This window comes from Mucilaginibacter sp. R-33 (assembly GCF_049949235.1).
GTDB lineage: Bacteria > Bacteroidota > Bacteroidia > Sphingobacteriales > Sphingobacteriaceae > Mucilaginibacter.
The window spans coordinates 3,932,365-3,951,171 of the sequence record NZ_CP188089.1; the positions used below are offsets into that span (position 1 = coordinate 3,932,365).

General features: G+C 43.4%; 15 protein-coding genes. 11 read left to right on the forward strand and 4 right to left on the reverse strand.

Going from position 1 to position 18,807, the window contains the following annotated elements; all coding sequences use genetic code 11:
- Window positions 1–60 precede the first annotated feature (60 nt).
- Window positions 61–690 (forward strand): LuxR C-terminal-related transcriptional regulator, encoded by a 630-nt coding sequence (locus tag ACP26M_RS16225; RefSeq protein WP_426581442.1) that lies wholly within the window; start codon window positions 61–63, stop codon window positions 688–690.
- 258 nt (window positions 691–948) lie between these two features.
- Window positions 949–1,398, forward strand: a complete 450-nt coding sequence (locus ACP26M_RS16230; protein ID WP_426581444.1) for an aspartyl protease family protein — start codon at window positions 949–951, stop codon at window positions 1,396–1,398.
- A gap of 68 nt (window positions 1,399–1,466) precedes the next feature.
- Here the strand turns inward: ACP26M_RS16230 and ACP26M_RS16235 are convergent, their stop codons facing one another.
- Window positions 1,467–2,129: a hypothetical protein gene (locus ACP26M_RS16235; protein ID WP_426581446.1), complete on the reverse strand. Its 663-nt coding sequence runs from the start codon at window positions 2,127–2,129 to the stop codon at window positions 1,467–1,469.
- Window positions 2,126–2,464, reverse strand: coding sequence for a PadR family transcriptional regulator (locus ACP26M_RS16240; protein WP_090533851.1), 339 nt, complete (start codon window positions 2,462–2,464; stop codon window positions 2,126–2,128). The genes ACP26M_RS16235 and ACP26M_RS16240 overlap by 4 nt, the downstream gene beginning before the upstream one ends.
- 283 nt (window positions 2,465–2,747) lie before the next feature.
- Here ACP26M_RS16240 and ACP26M_RS16245 point away from each other — a divergent pair, with 283 nt between their 5' ends.
- The gene (locus tag ACP26M_RS16245; protein ID WP_090533853.1) at window positions 2,748–3,578 is read left to right on the forward strand and encodes a M57 family metalloprotease; all 831 of its coding nucleotides are present in this window, start codon (window positions 2,748–2,750) and stop codon (window positions 3,576–3,578) included.
- A gap of 97 nt (window positions 3,579–3,675) precedes the next feature.
- Window positions 3,676–6,486, forward strand: a complete 2,811-nt coding sequence (locus ACP26M_RS16250; RefSeq protein WP_426581449.1) for a S8 family peptidase — start codon at window positions 3,676–3,678, stop codon at window positions 6,484–6,486.
- 32 nt (window positions 6,487–6,518) lie between these two features.
- Here ACP26M_RS16250 and typA read toward each other — a convergent pair whose 3' ends face one another.
- A complete protein-coding gene (gene typA, locus ACP26M_RS16255; protein WP_176622498.1) occupies window positions 6,519–8,330 on the reverse strand; it encodes a translational GTPase TypA in 1,812 nt (603 codons plus the stop codon).
- A gap of 97 nt (window positions 8,331–8,427) precedes the next feature.
- Window positions 8,428–9,261 carry an alpha/beta hydrolase gene (locus ACP26M_RS16260; protein WP_426581451.1) on the reverse strand — a complete coding sequence of 278 codons (834 nt, stop codon included), beginning with the start codon at window positions 9,259–9,261 and terminating at the stop codon, window positions 8,428–8,430.
- Window positions 9,262–9,398: 137 nt separating this feature from the next.
- Between ACP26M_RS16260 and ACP26M_RS16265 the strand changes: the two genes are divergently transcribed.
- The 7 genes from ACP26M_RS16265 (at window position 9,399) to ACP26M_RS16295 (ending at window position 18,720) form a co-directional block, all read left to right on the forward strand.
- On the forward strand, window positions 9,399–10,106 hold the full coding sequence (locus ACP26M_RS16265; RefSeq protein ID WP_426581453.1) for an esterase family protein: 708 nt from the start codon (window positions 9,399–9,401) through the stop codon (window positions 10,104–10,106).
- A gap of 139 nt (window positions 10,107–10,245) precedes the next feature.
- Window positions 10,246–11,433, forward strand: coding sequence for an ATP-grasp domain-containing protein (locus tag ACP26M_RS16270; RefSeq protein WP_426581455.1), 1,188 nt, complete (start codon window positions 10,246–10,248; stop codon window positions 11,431–11,433).
- 170 nt (window positions 11,434–11,603) lie between these two features.
- Window positions 11,604–12,701, forward strand: coding sequence for a carboxylate-amine ligase (locus ACP26M_RS16275; RefSeq protein ID WP_090533867.1), 1,098 nt, complete (start codon window positions 11,604–11,606; stop codon window positions 12,699–12,701).
- 145 nt (window positions 12,702–12,846) lie between these two features.
- Entirely contained in the window at window positions 12,847–13,674 is an 828-nt protein-coding gene (locus ACP26M_RS16280; RefSeq protein WP_426581458.1) for a type 1 glutamine amidotransferase, read from the forward strand.
- 109 nt (window positions 13,675–13,783) lie between these two features.
- Window positions 13,784–14,977, forward strand: coding sequence for a hypothetical protein (locus ACP26M_RS16285; protein ID WP_426581460.1), 1,194 nt, complete (start codon window positions 13,784–13,786; stop codon window positions 14,975–14,977).
- A 59-nt stretch (window positions 14,978–15,036) separates the two neighbouring features.
- Window positions 15,037–15,198 carry a FeoB-associated Cys-rich membrane protein gene (locus ACP26M_RS16290; RefSeq protein ID WP_090533873.1) on the forward strand — a complete coding sequence of 54 codons (162 nt, stop codon included), beginning with the start codon at window positions 15,037–15,039 and terminating at the stop codon, window positions 15,196–15,198.
- A 66-nt stretch (window positions 15,199–15,264) separates the two neighbouring features.
- Window positions 15,265–18,720, forward strand: coding sequence for a glycosyltransferase (locus ACP26M_RS16295; RefSeq protein WP_426581462.1), 3,456 nt, complete (start codon window positions 15,265–15,267; stop codon window positions 18,718–18,720).
- Window positions 18,721–18,807 lie beyond the last annotated feature (87 nt).

Here is an 18,807-nt window from a genome sequence, read left to right on the forward strand (position 1 = left end):
ATAGGTATTAAGAAAACCGGGATATTTTAGGAAATTAGCATTTTATATTTACCGCAAAGCATGCTCCAGATAATTTTATTAGAGGATAATTTACATTACCGGCACGGGCTGGAACAGATTATTCATGATATGAGCGGCGTAACTTTAATTGGTTCTTATTCCAATGCCGAAGCCGTATTAAAAAAAATTGATCTGCTTAAACCGGATATCTTTATCGTGGATATAAACCTTGAAGGCATGTCGGGCATTGAATTTATACGGCGGGCCAAGCCCTTTGTCCCGGATGCCGAATTTTTGATGTGCACCATCAACGACGACAATACCAATATTTTTGAATCTTTAAAAAGCGGCGCAACCGGCTATATGCTCAAAGAATCTTCGGCCGATGAGATCAGGAACGCCATTATCGAAATCGCCGCCGGCGGTTCGCCCATGAGCGCCTATATCTCGCGAAGGGTCATCGCATCATTCAATGCCCACACCGATAAACCACCTGCCCCTGCTGCCGAAAGCCTCACCGAACGCGAGGTTGAAGTACTTAACCACCTGGCCCGCGGCCTCCAGTACAAAGAAATCGCCGATCGCCTCGATATCTCTACCGGAACCGTCAAAAAACACATCCGCAATACCTACATCAAACTGCAGGTACAAAATAAAGTAGAAGCTATTAATAAATTCCGCGCATTCTGATATACCACTTTTTCAGTATTGCAGGGCTGATTGGTTAACCCTAATTTAGCCTCATAAAGAAACTAAATGGACTTGTTAAAATTAACTTCCCTGTTAGTGATCTTTAAAGCCTAAACCTTATCACAATTGAAAGATCGCGCCATGAAAGATGGGCATTTAATTAAATCTTAAAATTACCGCTGATTTTTTTCTAACAGGACCAATAATAATCACTGCTTTAATCTGCACATTTGCACATCTGTAATTGGCATACCTGCAATGATTATATCTGTCCCGCTCCGTATTATCGACTTGCATGACGATGGTTTCCACCCACTGGTTGAAGTTATGCTGTTTGAAAAAACTTTTATTATGGTGCTGGATACCGGCGCGTCAAAAACCGCTTTTGATCAAACGGTGCTTTCCGAAGCCAATGAAACCATGAACATCTTAGCCAGCGATAAACTCTCCACTGGCCTCGGCACTAATACCATGGAATCTTTTACAGCAACAGTCAGCGACCTGCACATCGGCGACTTGCCTATCGCCGAATTTGAAGTAGCTGTGCTTGATCTTTCCACTATTAATGTGGCCTACGGCCAAATGGGGCACCCGCAGGTACTGGGTGTTTTGGGCGGAGATATTTTAATGAAATATAAAGCCGTTATTGACTATGGGAAACGGGTACTGAAACTAAAAAAGCCTCGAATGAGAAAACGCGGAGTTTAAAATTTATTAAAGAGTCAAGTATAGATAGCAAATACTCCTGTTCCTAATATATATATTCTTTTAGATGTTTACGGGTTTGTAGGATTTGAAGCTGTAAATTGCCTGCAAAAATGAATAGAAGCAAGGTTTAATAAAACAAACAGCATCATTAACGCCATCAGGATTATTGTTGGTGTATTGGCAATAACTGCAGGAGACAATAAATAAATAACATTAAAGATAATAGCCGCCGATATTGATGCCTTTTTAATTAAATGAACCCTAAAAAACGACAGCTTACCATCCATTGTAGTCATCACCCGGTCCCGCAATGAAAAATATGAATACACCGTTGGTGAACAAGCCAGTAAAATGCACATTACAAAAACCGACGATCTTACCAACTCAACGTCGGGAAGCTTGAGGCTCAACAGCAGTACCACAATTGTAAAAGCCAACATCTGCCACGTGAGATAATGCTTTAAGCTTTGCATCCATAGTTTCTTTATACCTTCTTTATAAATTTCTTCATGTTCAGCTACAAGCTTTTTTATACCTTCTGTTCCGCCAAGATGTCCGTCAACCACTTGCTGAAAAAGGCTTTCAATATTTCGGTTATCACCAGTCTGGCGTTTTTCCTCTATTGCAGATATAATATGATCAAGAATTTCGTGGTACACGCTCCTATATCTGATCTGGTATGCTTCCAAACGCAGCTCAATCCATTTCAACTCATCAACCGGTAAACTCATTTTACAACAGGTTTAAGATTTAACAATGCTTGCAGTTGCTCAATAAACAATCTTGCTTCACTTAACTTGCTGGTAACCTCCTTACCGCCCTGCTCAGTTAAACGGTAGTACTTGCGGATTCTGTTATCAACTACCTGCGTAAAGGTTTCCAGTAGGCCACCAGCCTCCAGTTTGTGCAGCGCCGGATAAAGTGCACCTTCGGTAAGCACGATCTCGCCGCCGGTAACTTCCTTCACCTTCTGTGTTATTTCGTAACCATACATTTCAGCATTATCTTCCAGCAGTTTTAAAATGATGGTTTGCAGAGTACCTTTTAGCAGCGGATTTGTGCTCATGAATCAAAAGTATAAATATTTATATACATAACAAAATTATGTATATAAATATAAAAGTACCACTCCAATTAAAACAAAGCTATAATTGGCATAATGGTCAAAATGACAATTATAATTTTGATATCAATCGAATAAAAAGACAATAATTCCTAAAAAGAATATTTTTTTGTTATTTTCTATTAATAAATTCATAACATTTTATTTATATATTGCGTATAAGTTAATAGCGCTGGCCGGCTGCTGAAATTAATTCTTCTTTTACATCTAAAACGTAACGAAAACAATGAAAAGAAAACTATTATTAGGGATCGGACTAAGCGTGCTTGTCGGAGTCTCTGTACTATTCTCCTGTTCAAAAGACAAGGCTGCAAAAACTACAACCACCAGCCCAACCGCTATTCCGGATGATGTACTGAAAAGTATTACAAACTTAGGCTTCAGCACCGATGAAGTGCGCCGGCAGGGCGATGGCTATCTTGTTGAAGGAGATATCCTGCTCACTAAAGCTAATTTAGCCGAAGCAAGCACCAGCCCTACCTTAAGAATTGCCGATGTTGAGCAGTACCGTACCACAAACCTGGTTAAAAATCTACCCAGGACAGTAACCGTATCAGTTACAAACCTGCCTACTGTTTACCTTAACGCGGCTACCGCGGCGGTTGCACGTTACAATGCTTTAAACCTCACGCTTAAATTTCAAATGGTTAGCAGTGGCGGCACAATCGATATCATCGGCTTTAACGAGGGCCCAAGCGGCGGTTATATCACTTTAGGTTCATCAGGCTTCCCTACTTCATCGGGCGACCCGTATAGCCAAATCCAGATGAACACCAACGAACAGGCTTATGGCACTAACCCTGATCTGGGTTATGTAACATCAGTTATTCAGCACGAGTTGGGCCATTGTATCGGTTTCCGTCATACCGACTATATGAACCGCGCGTTCAGCTGCGGCGGCCGACATGTAAACGAAGGTTCGGCAGGCATAGGCGCTATCAACATTCCGGGCACACCAACCAAGGCAGATGCCGGCTCATGGATGTTAGCCTGCTCAAGCGGTACCGACCGTACGTTCAATGCCAACGATCAGATAGCGTTAAATTATTTATACTAATAACGCCTATAGTTGTTTTTTACATTTCAACTAAATAGCTTTATCAATAAAGGGGATGCTGCAGCTCCCCTTTATTGGTTTGATCACATTACCGCCTATGACAAAAAGACTACCTGTTACCGTATTACTCCTTTTTTTATGCTTTAAAGTGTCATGGTCACAAAAACACATGAGCGACGAGGCAATTGTTTCACTTTATAAAGCAACATCTTTATCTCCGCAAAAAAATCCCAACCAGTATTACCTTGTAAAATTTAAAGATCCGGCACATATTGATAGCCGGAAATACAATATCATCAAACGGGTCTCCTATAACTATTATGTAGTATCATCAGTCTCTGCTATCAAAAGCGATGCTAATATTATAAATAACAGCGCCGCTTCCCCCATCTGGAAAGCTTCAGATAACCTTGCAAAAAACTGGAAGCAGCATCCGGCACACACACAAGCCATTGAGGTTACAGTTACAGCTGTTAATGACACCGTTATTAAGCACATTCAACAATCCGGAGCCATTACCGGTCAAACCGGCAACTTAGTACGTCTTAAAATCAAGTTAGAAAACCTACCTGCCTTACTTCAACAGGACTATATATTATTTGCCAATGAGGTGCGCCAACCTCATGAAGAACTTGCCATTAGCGATATCGATCTCGGCTTAAATACCATATCGGCCATAGGGGCTAATTTTCCGGGTATAACCGGATCTGGCATTAACGTTTCGGTAAAAGAAGACCGCTATGATAATGATCTCGACCTGTTAGGCCGCAGCTTCACATCCTTCAAAACATCCGATATCACATCAGGACACGCTACCACCATGGCGACCCTTATAGGCGGCAATGGCAACTCATATATCAAAGGCCTGGGAGTTGCGCCTAAAGTAAATTTCACGTCATCATCTTTTGCACAACTAATGCCCGATAGCACTACCATCTTTAAATCATTCAGAATTTCGGTGCAAAACCACTCATATGGTACCGGCATTGAAAATTATTATGGGGCCGAAAGTGCCGCTTATGATCAGCAGATTTTTGAAAATGATTCGCTGGTGCATGTATTTTCATCGGGCAATATCGGCACTTCTGCACCCGAAAGCGGGCTTTACAGCGGCATAAGCGGGGTAGCCAACCTCTCGGGCGACTTTAAGCAGGCTAAAAATGTATTGGTGGTTGGCGGCACCGGCAGAACGGGTGCCCCCGAACCCTTAAGCTCGGCAGGACCCGCTTATGATGGCCGCATCAAGCCCGAATTGATCGCGGATGGAGAGGATGGTACGTCTGGCGCTGCAGCCCTCGTATCAGGCACGGTAGCTTTGCTGCAGCAAGCTTATAAAACACAATATAAACAACTGCCATCTGCCGCGCTTATAAAAAGTGTACTCATTAACTCGGCCGATGAAACAGGCTCATCAGGCCCCAGCCATAAAACAGGCTATGGTTTATTGAATGCATTGGAAGCATTACGCACCATCAATGAAAAACACATTTTTACCGGCTCGGTTAGCAATGCTACACAAACAGACTATTCCATAACGGTCCCCGCGAATTGCAGTGAGCTTAAAGTTTCGTTGGCCTGGAATGACCCCGCGGCGGCCGTTAATGCGCCATGGGCATTGGTAAATGATCTCGATCTTACTGTTACCACACCATCCGGGCAGCAAATTTTACCATGGGTGCTCAGCAGCTTCCCCTCTGCCGATTCGTTATCTGCCCCGCCAAAAAGACGAGTGGATACATTAAACAACACAGAACAAATAAGTTTACAAAACCCCGCGGCTGGCACATACATGGTGCATGTTAAGGGCAGAAGGGTTACTGCCGGTGTTCAAAAATTTCATGTCGCCCACCAGGAGATCATATCAAACCGGTTTGAATGGATCTACCCGTCGACCGGCGACCAGCTTTTTGCCGGCGAGGACAATTACCTGAGATGGCAAAGCTCATTCAATACCACATCGGGTACAATAAGCGTTAGCTATGATCACGGCCAAACCTGGCAGGCCATTAATAATGCCACCCTTAAAAACCGCTATTATACCTGGACAGCGCCCGATGTTTTTACCAAAACCATGCTTAAAATGGATATCGGCGGTCAAACTTTTACCAGCGCGGAGTTCAGCATTTCAAAACCTTTAACACTTGATATAGGGTATAATTGCGCCAGCGGCACGCTCCTGCAATGGAAACCCCAACCAGGCAGCACTGGCTACAACGTTTATACTATTAAAGATAACCTGCTTCAAAAACTTGTATCAACAGCTGATACCAGCATCATTATACCCGCGCAACAACAAACTTCAACTTATTTTGCGGTGAGCGCTACAGGCAGTGGTTTTGAGGGGCTAAAAAGTTATACTATTAATGCTACCACGCAGGGGGTTGGCTGCTATGTAAAAACATTATTGGCAAATGTAGTTAACAATACCGTTGTGCTTAACCTGCAGTTGGGCAGTGTTTATAATCTTAAATCCATCACATGGGAAAAAACAACAGCTGCCGGCCAATACGTTACTTTAAATACCGTCCCGGTTAGTACGGCGGTGGATTATATATATACAGACAATAATCCCCGACAAGGCAAACAATATTACCGGGCAAAACTCACCACAATCAATGGCGATATCATCTACTCCAACATAGCCGATGCTGTTTATTTACAGCCCAACCAATTTGTTATATACCCCAACCCTGTTGCCGGCCAGATCAATATCATCAGCGGCGATATCAATAATTACGAATTTAAACTATACAGCATCGATGGTAAGTTAACCCTGGTTAAAAGCATCAATGAATTACAAAACACCATCCCCGTAAACCTCGTGGCAGGCATGTATGTTTATACCATCGAACTAAATGGCAAAGTAGTTTACAATGGTAAACTGATAACAAAAAAGCCCTCCGGTTAACCGAAGGGCTTCATGTACTTGTTTATTGAAAATTATTGACTAACAAATTTCTTAGCGTTGATCTTACGTTCGTTTTCGTTAAGATAGATCTTACGCAAGCGGATGCTTTGCGGCGTAACCTCAATATACTCATCGGCCTGGATATATTCCATTGATTCCTCCAACGAGAACTTGATAGCCGGAGCAATCCGTACGTTGGTATCACTACCTGATGCACGCATGTTGGTTAACTGCTTGCCTTTGGTTAGGTTGATAACCAAATCGTTATCGCGAATGTGCTCACCTAAAATCTGGCCCTCATAAATATCAACTCCGGGATCAACGTGAAACCTGCCGCGATCCTGTAATTTATCAATTGCGAAAGCAGTAGTTTTACCGGTATCCATTGATACCAATACACCATTTAAACGGCCCGGGATCTGACCTTTCCATGGTTCGTATGCTTTGAAACGGTGTGCCATGATAGCCTCGCCGCCTGTTGCAGTTAACACGTTGTTACGTAAACCGATGATGCCACGTGCAGGGATATCAAATTCAAGGTGTTGCAAATCGCCTTTAGGCTCCATGATCAACAAATCGCCTTTACGTTGAGTTACAAGTTCAATTACTTTACCTGCAACATCACCCGGTACGTCAACAATCAGGGTTTCAACCGGCTCACATTTAACACCGTTGATCTCTTTAATAATAACCTGCGGCTGACCAACCTGCAATTCATAACCTTCACGGCGCATAGTTTCGATCAATACCGATAAGTGAAGGATACCACGACCATAAACCAGGTATGAATCAGGCGATTCGGTTTCAACAACCTTAAGCGCCAGGTTTTTTTCCATCTCTTTGTACAAACGATCGCGCAGGTGGCGTGAAGTAACAAATTTACCTTCTTTACCAAAGAAAGGTGAAGTATTGATGGTGAACAACATGTTCATGGTTGGCTCATCAATTTTAATTACTTCCAGTTGTTCCGGGTTTTCAAAATCGGCAATGGTGTCACCAATATCAAAACCTTCAATACCAACTACGGCACAGATATCGCCCGAGCTAACTTCAGTAGCACGTACTTTACCCAAGCCTTCAAATGTATAAAGCTCTTTTATTCTTGATTTTTGGATGGTGCCGTCGCGTTTTACCAAAGATACCGGTTGGTTTTCCTTAATGGTACCACGTGCCACACGACCGATAGCGATACGACCTACGAAAGATGAATAATCTAAAGAGGTGATCTGCATTTGTAAAGTACCTTCAGCTATAGGCGCCGGAGGAATGTTTTCCAAAATAGCATCCATTAACGGGAAAATATCCGTTGTTGGTTTTTTATAATCGGTGCTCATCCAGCCTTGTTTTGATGAACCGTAGATAACAGGGAAATCCAGTTGCTCTTCAGTAGCTTCAAGGTTGAAGAATAATTCAAAAATTTGTTCGTAAACTTCTTCGGGGCGGCAGTTCTCTTTATCAACTTTATTTACAACTACAATTGGCTTAAGGCCTAAAGCCAAAGCTTTTTGAGTTACGAACCGAGTTTGAGGCATAGCGCCTTCAAAAGCGTCGCAAAGTAATAATACACCATCGGCCATTTTCAATACACGCTCAACCTCGCCACCAAAATCGGCGTGACCAGGGGTATCAATAATGTTGATCTTAACATCTTTATACCTTACAGATACGTTTTTTGAAACGATGGTGATACCACGCTCACGTTCAAGGTCATTGTTGTCAAGGATTAACTCTCCGGTTTGCTCATTGTCCCTGAAAATGGCACAGCTGTGCAGAATTTTATCAACCAAAGTAGTTTTACCGTGGTCAACGTGCGCTATAATCGCGATATTTCTTATTTTTTGCATGAAAATGCTCCCTAAAATTTGGCGCAAAGGTACGCTTAATATATGAGATTATAAAGCCGTTTACAAGTTATAGTTAATAATTAATGTAATCAAAGTATCAAAAGGCAGTTAATACCTTATTTCCAAAAGCCCAAACCAAAAACTTAGCCATTGCTTTTCCCCAGGTAGCTGTATCATGGGAACCTCCTACTACTTCAATATATTGAATTTCTTCCGGGCGTTTAAAACCTTTGCCCTCCATTTCTTTGATCAGGTCTATGGTATCGTCAATGGCATCAATAATGCCGTTTTTATTACGGTCGGTGGTTTCATCTTTGGTTCCGGTTTGCAGCCACGCGTTGATGGATGGTTTGATTTTGGTTTCCCTGATCACCTGGTGCATTAATCTGTCGGCATCGGTATAACCTTTAGCAAGGTCTTTTCCCCGCCACCAAAACGAACCTGAAAAAACGCCCGCTTTATCAAATAACACCGGGTTATTCCAAACAATATCAAAAGCAGATAAACCGCCGAGCGAAAAGCCTGCAAAGGCCGTTGTATCAAATTCGTTAAAACCGGTTAGCTGTTGTAGCTGCGGCAGCAATTCTTCTTTTATAAATTGAGTATATAAACCAGCCTTGGCACCCCGGCCTTTAAAATCGGGTTTACCGGTAATGCCATATTCATCTAGGCGGCTATCTCCGGCATGGATAGCTACGATCAGCACCGGCTTAAGGCGATTGGTATTATATAATGTTTCGAGCGTGGTTTTTAATCCGAGGTTTTCAAGCTCCTGTCCGTCATTAAGCAGCAGCAGGTTTAGCGGTTCGGCAATATCACTATCTTCCGGCTTTAGGATGGTTAAAGTCACTTTCCGCTCCAGCAGCGCCGAGGTTATATTTATTTCTTGTTCGGTTATCGTCATTTCAGTATCAAGCCAGCCCGGGTACATCTCTTTCTAAATTAAAATTAAGGGCGCAAAAATAAGCTATACATTTTACTTTTTGGCGGCTAAGGATTAATATTATCAGGCTGTTGCCTTTTTCAAACAAACCTCCTAACTTACAATCATTATAAAAACTACAAGCTTTGACCGAAAAATTTCACCGCTGGCACTCACCCAACACCAACACCGACCTTGAAATGCTGGTTTTCGGCGACCGCGGTTATCCGGTGATCGTTTTCCCTACTACCAAAGGCCGCTATTATCAAAATAAAGATTTCGGCCTGATCGAGAGTGTAAAATGGTTTGTTGACAATGGCCTGGTGAAAATCTACTGCCCCGATACTATCGACCACCGCAGCTGGTACAACAAAGGCATACACCCGGCCGACAGGGCCAAAACCTATGCAGGATACGATCGCATGTTGATAAACGAGCTCATCCCCTGGGCCATGCATGAAACAGGTGTTGGCGAGGTAGCTCTCGCTGGCTGTAGTTTTGGGGGCTATCATGCCGCCAATTTCGCGTTTAAACATCCTGAAAAGGTAAGGCATTTGTTTACCATGGGCGGGGCCTTTGATATTAAAATGTTTACCGATGGCTATTATGATGATAACATTTTTTATAATAACCCGGTCGATTTTTTGCCGGGCAGTAACCATCATGACCTTTGGCAAATGAACATTGTACTTGGTACATCCGAGTATGACATATGCAAAGGGTATAATATCCAGCTTTCAAATATTTTAAAACAAAAAAACATTAAACACTGGCTGGATGTCCGCCCTTTTGCCAATCATGACTGGCCCATCTGGCGCGAAATGTTCCCGCATTATTTATCAACGATTAAATAGAAACAAGAGATCAGGATTCAAGAAACAAGAAAATAATAAGGCAAGAACTTAAGAGACAGGAAAAAAATGAAAAAATAAAGAACAAGATTTACGTCAACCTGAAACCCAAAGAAAAACAAACATATAAACACCTACTATCATGAAAAAAATCGGTATCTTATTCGGGCAGGAAGATTCATTTCCGCAGGCATTTGTTGACCGTGTAAACCAAAAGGCAGAAAAAGGCATCAGCGCCGAATTTGTGCGCCTTGATAAGGTAATGCAGGCCGAACCGCTTGACTACGCCGTGATCATCGACCGGATTTCGCAGGATGTGCCTTACTATCGCGCGGCCCTAAAAAACGCCGCTATTTGCGGTACCGCGGTAATCAACAACCCTTTTTGGTGGAGCGCCGACGAAAAGTTTTTTAACAACGCCCTTGCTGTAAAGATCGGGGTTCCGGTACCTAAAACAGTGATCCTGCCATCAAAAGAATTGCCTGATGACACCACCAGCAAGTCGTTCCGCAACCTGGCTTACCCCTTGGACTGGAACGGAATTTTCAACTATGTAGGTTTCCCCGCTTACATGAAACCCTTTGACGGAGGGGGCTGGAAAGAGGTATACAAAGTGGAAAATGAGAAAGATTTTTTCAGCAAGTACGATAAAACCAAGCAATATGTAATGATGCTGCAGGAAGAAGTTGTTTTTGATGATTACTTCCGCTGCTATTGCATTGGCGGCAAGCATGTGCGAATTATGCAGTATGAGCCGCGCAATCCTCACCACCTGCGCTATGAGCATGGTAAAGCACCTGCATCTAAAAAGCTATTGGACACCATTAAAGATTATGTGATCAAACTAAACCAATATTTAGGTTACGATTTCAACACCGTTGAGTTTGCCGTACGCGACGGCATCCCATACGCGATTGATTTTTGTAACCCCGCCCCCGATGCTGAAGTTACCAGCGTTGGCCAGGAAAACTTTGACTGGGTGGTTGAAACCGCCGCCGATTATGCCATTGAACGCGCAAAAAAACAAAAAGATGGCCTGGATAACCTTACCTGGGGCGAATTTGTAAAAACTTCGGCAGCAAAAATGCCCTTGATAGCAGTTGCAAAAAAAGCGACTGTTAAAGCTGATGTTTCCGTGGCTATGGTTGACCATGCTATTGAAACAGAAGGGAAAGTGAAGAAAGCCACAGTAACTAAGGCACCGGCAGCAAAAGCTGCTGCTGCGAAAGAACCGGCAGTAAAAGCGGCAGCAGTGAAAGAACCCGCCGCAAAAGCAGCCGCTGTAAAAGAAAAAGCAGTGACTAAGCCTAAAAAAGCGGCTAAGAAATAAGAAGCTCCTAAACTCCCCTCTTGAGAGGGGGCGCGGTTGGAAAGAGCGATAGCAGGGGTGTGTTGTACGAATTATAAAATCAAAGCAAAACACACCCCTCCACCCCTCTCAAGAGGGGAATCGCACAATCCCGCCCTTTTGAAAATGAAATATCATAACCCTAACCAATTATGAACGAGTTTACCTTAGGCGTTGAAGAAGAATTTATGGTGATTGATCCCGTATCGCGGGAACTCAAATCCCATGAGCAAAAAATTGTGGATGCTGCCCAAAAAATCCACGAAGACCAGGTAAAGGCCGAAATGCACCAGGCCGTGGTTGAGGTGGGTACCCACATTTGCCGCAATACCCAGGAGGCCCGCAAGGAGGTAAGTAAGCTTCGTACCACGGTAGCGCAACTGGCAGGTGATATTGGTCTGCGGATTGGCGCCGCGGGTACACACCCGTTTTCGCACTGGCAGCATCAATTAATTACCGATAACCCCAGGTATTTTGAAATTGTGGATGAGATGCAGGAGGCGGCCCGTTCCAACCTCATTTTTGGTTTGCATGTGCATGTTGGCATCCAATCCCGCGATATGGCTATTCACATTGCCAACCAGGTGCGTTATTTTTTGCCGCATGTGTATGCCCTTTCAACCAATTCACCATTTTGGGAAGGGCGGAACACAGGCTTCAAATCATTCCGTACCAAGGTTTTTGATAAGTTTCCGCGCACCGGTATCCCCGATTATTTCAGCAGCATTGAGGAGTATGACCGCTACATTAAGCTGCTCGTAAAGACCAATTGCATTGATAACGCCAAAAAAATTTGGTGGGATATCCGGGTACACCCTTTCTTTGAAACCATCGAGTTCCGAATTTGCGACTGCCCTATGCTGGTTGATGAAACCATCGCGTTTACAGCTTTGTTCCAGGCTTTATGTGCCAAGTTATACAAGCTCAGGGCGCAAAACATGAAGTTCATTAACTATTCGCGCGCGCTCATCAACGAAAATAAATGGCGTGCGGCCCGGTACGGTATCGACGGCAAAATGATAGATTTTGGCAAGGAAATGGAGGTAAACACCCGTTCGCTGATTTTGGAGCTGCTTGATTTTGTAGATGATGTAGTTGATGAACTCGGCTCACGAGATGACCTGCAATATGTACACAATATCCTGGAGCACGGCACCGGCGCCGACAGGCAACTGGCCATTTACCAGCAAAACAATAACTTTGCCGACGTGGTGGATTATATCACTTCACAAACTTTGAAGGGGTTGTAGCCCCACCCAACGGCCCCTCCCAAACCCTCCCCGGGAGGGAGGGCTTAAAAATCAGTTACATGGCAGATCAAATGAGACTAGTTATTTTTTTATTTAAAAAACAAAAAGTCTCCCCTACCGGGGGAGATTTAGAGGGGGCTCGCTTATGAAACCGGAAATAAAAGTGGCCATACTTGATCTGTATGATGGGATAGCGAACGAGGGTATGCGCGGTTTCCAGGATATTTTAAAGCGATACCGAACCGAACACGATCTGAATTTAACTTACCAGATCTTTGATGTACGCCGCAAATGCGAAATGGCCGATCTCAATTTTGATATTTATATATCAAGCGGAGGGCCCGGCAATCCATTGGAAACCGAGGGTACCGAGTGGGAAAAGAAATACTTTAACCTGGTTAATAAACTGGAAGATCATAACTTATCTAATAACAGCAATAAAAAGCATGTGTTCTTCGTGTGCCATTCGTTTCAGTTAATGTGCCGTTATTATAAACTGGGCGATATTAATATGCGCCGCTCCCCTTCATTCGGAGTATTGCCGGTTAATAAAACTGGGCTTGGCTTAAACGAACCACTATTTGAAGGTTTAGCCGAACCTTTTTACGCTGTTGACTCGCGCAGCTGGCAGGTGATCAATCCTGATGAAAAACGCTTTAAAGAACTGGGCATGCAACTGGTAGCAATAGAGAAAGAACGTCCGCATGTTGATTTACCAAGGGCAATGATGGCCATCAGGTATAACGATTATTTTTTTGCTACCCAATTTCACCCCGAGGCCGATGCCGGAGGGATGAAAGGGATGCTGCTTCGCGAAGAAAAAAAGGACGAAGTCATCAGCGAGCATGGAGAAGTTAAATACCATGAGATGCTGGAACGCCTCGACGATCCGGATAAAATAACACATACCCAGCACACACTGATCCCTAATTTTTTGGATATGGCGGTAGAGAACGTGTTGGGTGTAGTATAAACACTACGTCATTGCGAGCGTAGCGTGGCAATCGCACGGAGGCCAGACCGCTCTGTATAGTATGCGATTGCCGCGCTACGCTCGCAATGACATCACAATATGAAAGGTAATGAATCCACCAGCCAGAAAAACATTTAACGAAACATTCAGCGAGGAAAAGTACAGTCAATTTCTGAATCTTCTTAATGAAGGGCTACGTGAACCGGTTCCCTTCCGTGTTGCGGAAACACCGGTGTTTTTGACTGCCGATTTTCGTGATAAGCTCATCGCCGCCGGTAATGATATTACTGATACAATCCTCAAGCCCAATTTCAAAGAACTTACTGAGCGGGCTATCCCCGATTTTTGGCGGGTAGCCAATGAAAATGATCACCCTCATTTTATCGCATTGGATTTTGGCATCTGTAAAGATGAGCAGGGTAATATCGTACCCAAACTCATCGAATTGCAGGGCTTCCCTTCACTTTACGGCTTCCAGGTGCACCTGGGCAATACCTACCGCGAGGTCTTTGATATTCCGGCTGATGAAACTATCTTTTTTGGAGGATTGGGTAAGGAAAGTTATCTCGATCTGCTTAAAAAAACAATCATAAGCCCTTATCAGCCTGATGAAGTTGTACTGATGGATGTAAACGCCCCGGAGCAAAAAACAGCGGTAGATTTTTATCTCACACAAAAATATGTTGGTACGCCGGTGGTGTCTTTAGGCGATCTGATCCAGGATGGTAAAAAACTTTATTATAAAGTGGGCGATCAAAAGAAACAAATTAAACGGATTTATAATCGTTTAATATTTGACGAGATAGCGGGCGATCCGGATATTTTTACCACGACGGCCGATATCAGGCAGCCTCTTGAGGTTGAATGGATCACTCATCCCAACTGGTTTTATCGCATCAGCAAATTCACCATGCCTTTTTTAACGGGCGATTACATTCCCCAAACACAGTTTTTGCACCAATTGAAGCAAATCCCTGCTAATTTGGAAAACTATGTGCTTAAACCGTTGTTCTCCTTTGCAGGTCAGGGGGTAATTATCGATATTAGTAAGGAAGACATAGAAACCATTACAGATCCTGAAAACTGGATCTTGCAAGAAAAGGTGAATTACGAGCCTGTTGTGCAATCGCCGGAAGGCGGTGTAAAAGCCGAGATCAGGTTACTTTATCTTTGGCCCGATGGGGATGAAAAACCTACGCTTGCCATTAACCTTGCGCGCTTAAGCCGCGGAAAAATGATAGGCGTGCGTTATAACAAGCATTTTAATTGGGTTGGCGGCACAGTTGCCTTTATGCCGCGTTAAACTTTACACTAATTACCCTGTCTGTACGTATATATTAAATAATGCTTAATTTTGTCTTTATGAATATGCAAATCATCATTATCGCGATACTTTTTGCAGGCGCTGTTTTTTACATCGGCCGTATGATGTACAGGGCGCTTACTACTAAAAAAAGCTGCGGCGGCAATTGCAAATGTGGTGTCGATTTTTCAGGTATTGAACCCGGAAAAACCACCAAATAATGCCCAATTCTCATTTCATACAATCTTCATAAGTAACCCATACTTTTAATAAAGTAATTTTTCTTAATGTCATCAAGCAAGCAAGTTTTTCAGGCTGATAATCCCGGTAGGTGGAACCGTTTTAAATGGTTGAGTCGTGTACTACTGGCTGTATTGATTATTGGTATAATAGCCGTTTTCGTTACTATCCGCTCAACCTACTACCCCGAGCTTCCCAACCTTAACCCTGCTCCCAAAAAAATGACCAAGGAGGAGCTTGAGCAATTAAAAAAGTCAACGAAGTTCAAATCATTCAAAATACAAAAATCTGAAATAGAAGCACTTGAGAGAGCTAAGAAATTACACCAGCTTAAACAACCTAACAATAAAGACCGTATAAACGCCGCATTTTATCGTGCGTGGGAACCACAGGCTTATAACTCGCTGGTGGTGAATATTGGCCACCTGGATATGGTAGTGAGCGAAGGCTTTTCTATAGTACCTAAAACTGATACCGTGGTAACCAAGCTCGATACCGGGCTGATGAACCTCAATAAAAAATACAACAAACCAATTATTGTATCGCTGTCAAACTACGTAAACTACAACAACACACATGGCGGCTACGACACTAAAGATGTCGACCGTATTGTTAACAATAAAACACTCCGTAGTAATTTTATTAACAGCATAGTTAACTCGCTTACCAAAAATAAACTGAAGGGTGTCAACGTTGATTTTGATGAGCTAAGGGACCGCAACAGTAAAAATTACATAGCATTTCAAAATGAGCTTTATACAACCTTGCATGCCAAAGGTTTCCTGGTTACTCAAAACGTAGTGCCGGAGGATGAAAGTTTTGATATCACAAAGCTCCAGCATGTAAACGATTTCCTGTTCATCATGGCTATTGATGAGCATTATGAAGCAACCAATGCCGGTGATCTTTCAAATCAGCGCTGGGTTGAGCAAATCCTCGATGACGTATGTTCAAAAGTGCCGTCAGAAAAAATAATCTTAACATTTGCAGGCGGCGCTTATGACTGGCCCGAAGGCAGTGTAGGTAAAACTATCGGTTATCAGCAGGCTATCAGTACTGCAGAGGAGCAAAAAAGCAAAATTACTTTTGATCCTAATTCGGCCAACCTGCACTTTACTTATATGGACAAGGACAGCCTTGACCATACCATTTACTTTACAGACGCGGCAACAAACTTTAACGTGATCCGCATGGCCGACGACTGGGCCACCGGCGGCGTGGCTTTATGGCGTTTAGGTGCCGAAGATCCGCGTTTGTGGACATTTTTCCAGAAAAACCTGTCGATAGACTCATTGAAAAAAACAGGTGTGGATATGCGGAGACTTACGTCTGTAGGTTTGAACAACCGTGTAAATGTTGACTATGATGGTGATGGCGAGGTGCTTGACCTCATTACTACTCCTACCACCGGGGTAATTGATGTAAAAATGGATACATCTACGTTTACCATCCTCGATCAGCATTATATAAAACTTCCTACTAAATATGTGATCCGCAGGTATGGTTATGCCCCTAAAAAGGTGGTTTTAACTTTTGATGACGGCCCCGACCCCGATTTTACCCCGCGTATTTTAGATATCCTCAAAGCCGAAAAGGTACCGGCAGCATTCTTTGTTGTGGGTTCTATGGCCGAAAAAAACATACAGTTATTGCGGCGCGAATACGAAGAAGGTTATGAAATAGGCAATCACACGTTCTTCCACCCCGATATTTCAACCATCAGCTTAAAAAGGGTGATCCTGGAGCTTAACTCCACGCGCAAACTTATTGAATCGGTAACCGGCCGAAGCACCATCCTTTTCCGCCCGCCATTTAATGCCGATGCCGAGCCGCAAACCCTTGCCGAAGTTATTCCGGTTGCGGAAAGCCGCCGTCAAAGCTATATCACCATCGGCGAATCTATCGATCCCTGGGATTGGCAGCCCGGCGTAACTGCCGATAGTATCATCGCCCGCACCATAAGGCAAAAAGATAACGGATCGATGATATTACTGCATGATGCAGGAGGTGATACTCGTGAAGAAACCGTTAAAGCCCTTCCTGCAATCATTCATTACTTTAAATCGCAAGGGTACCAGTTTACCACTATTGCCGATGTGCTGGGCAAAACTAAGGACGACCTGATGCCGCCGATTAAACCGGATCCAAGCACAGGCATTTTCGGGCCCGCTTATGATGTTTTTATTCATGGTTATTACTATATAAACTGGGCGCTGATTTATATATTCCTGTCGGCTATATTCCTGGCTATTGGTCGCATTGTGCTTATTGGTATTTTGGCTGTAAGGCAGCGAAGCATGGATAAAAAATCCAAAAAGCTTGATCGCAATGCCGATGTGATGCCTGCGGTGAGCATCATTGTTCCTGCCTACAACGAGGAAGTTAATGCAGTAGCAACTATACAAAGCCTGCTCAAAACCGATTATCCATCGTTCGAGATCATTTTCGTTGATGACGGATCAAAAGATAAAACATTTGAGGTTGTAGAATCCGCCTATAAAGGTAATCCGCTCATCAAGATCTTAACCAAACCAAACGGAGGTAAGGCATCAGCATTAAACTTTGGCATTACCCACGCCCAAAATGATTTTGTGGTTTGTATTGACGCCGATACCCAGCTCAAAACTGATGCTGTTTACCAGCTCATGACCTATTTTACAGATGAGGAAATTGGCGCCGTAGCCGGAACCGTTAAAGTTGGCAACGAAACCAATATCATCACCCGCTGGCAGTCGATAGAATATATCACCGCACAAAATATGGACCGCCGCGCGTTTGATCTCATTAACAGTATTACCGTTGTGCCCGGGGCTATTGGGGCATTCCGTAAATCGGCTATTTTCCGCGCAGGCGGGTTCACCTATGATACCCTTGCCGAGGATTGCGACCTTACCATGCGTATCCTGAAACAAGGCTACGTAGTGCGTAACTGCGCCGAAGCCATTGCTTATACCGAAGCGCCGGAAACGATAAACATGCTGCTTAAACAGCGTTTCCGCTGGAGTTTTGGTGTGATGCAAAGTTTCTGGAAAAACCGTGACGCATTGTTTAACAAAAAGTACAAGTTCTTTGGGATGGTGGGGATGCCAAACATCCTTATCTTCCAGATCATATTGCCGCTGTTCTCCCCTCTGGCAGACCTGATGATGCTATTCGCCCTGTTCGGTGAAAAACCCGAAAAGATGCTGCTTTATTACGTAGCATTTGTGGTGGTTGATTTTATAGTAGGCATCATCGCTTTCCGGATGGAAAAGGAAGACTACAAGAAACTCATTTATATCATTCCGCAGCGTTTTATGTGGCGGCAACTAATGTATTACGTACTGTTTAAATCACTGCGAAAAGCATTGAAAGGCGAATTGAGCGGATGGGGAGTGCTTAAACGCACCGGCAATGTGAAAGTTGATGGCTCAGGAAGCAAAAAAGCGCAGCCAATATATATGGTAATTGGCGTGGCAATAGTTGCGGTGATTGTGTATTTGTTGTATAAGCATTATAGTTAGGATTAAAAGATCGTTTAGTTACAAACTATAGTATACGGATTCGAAGTCTCTGACTTCGGACGACTATGCCCTTAGTTTGTAACTATA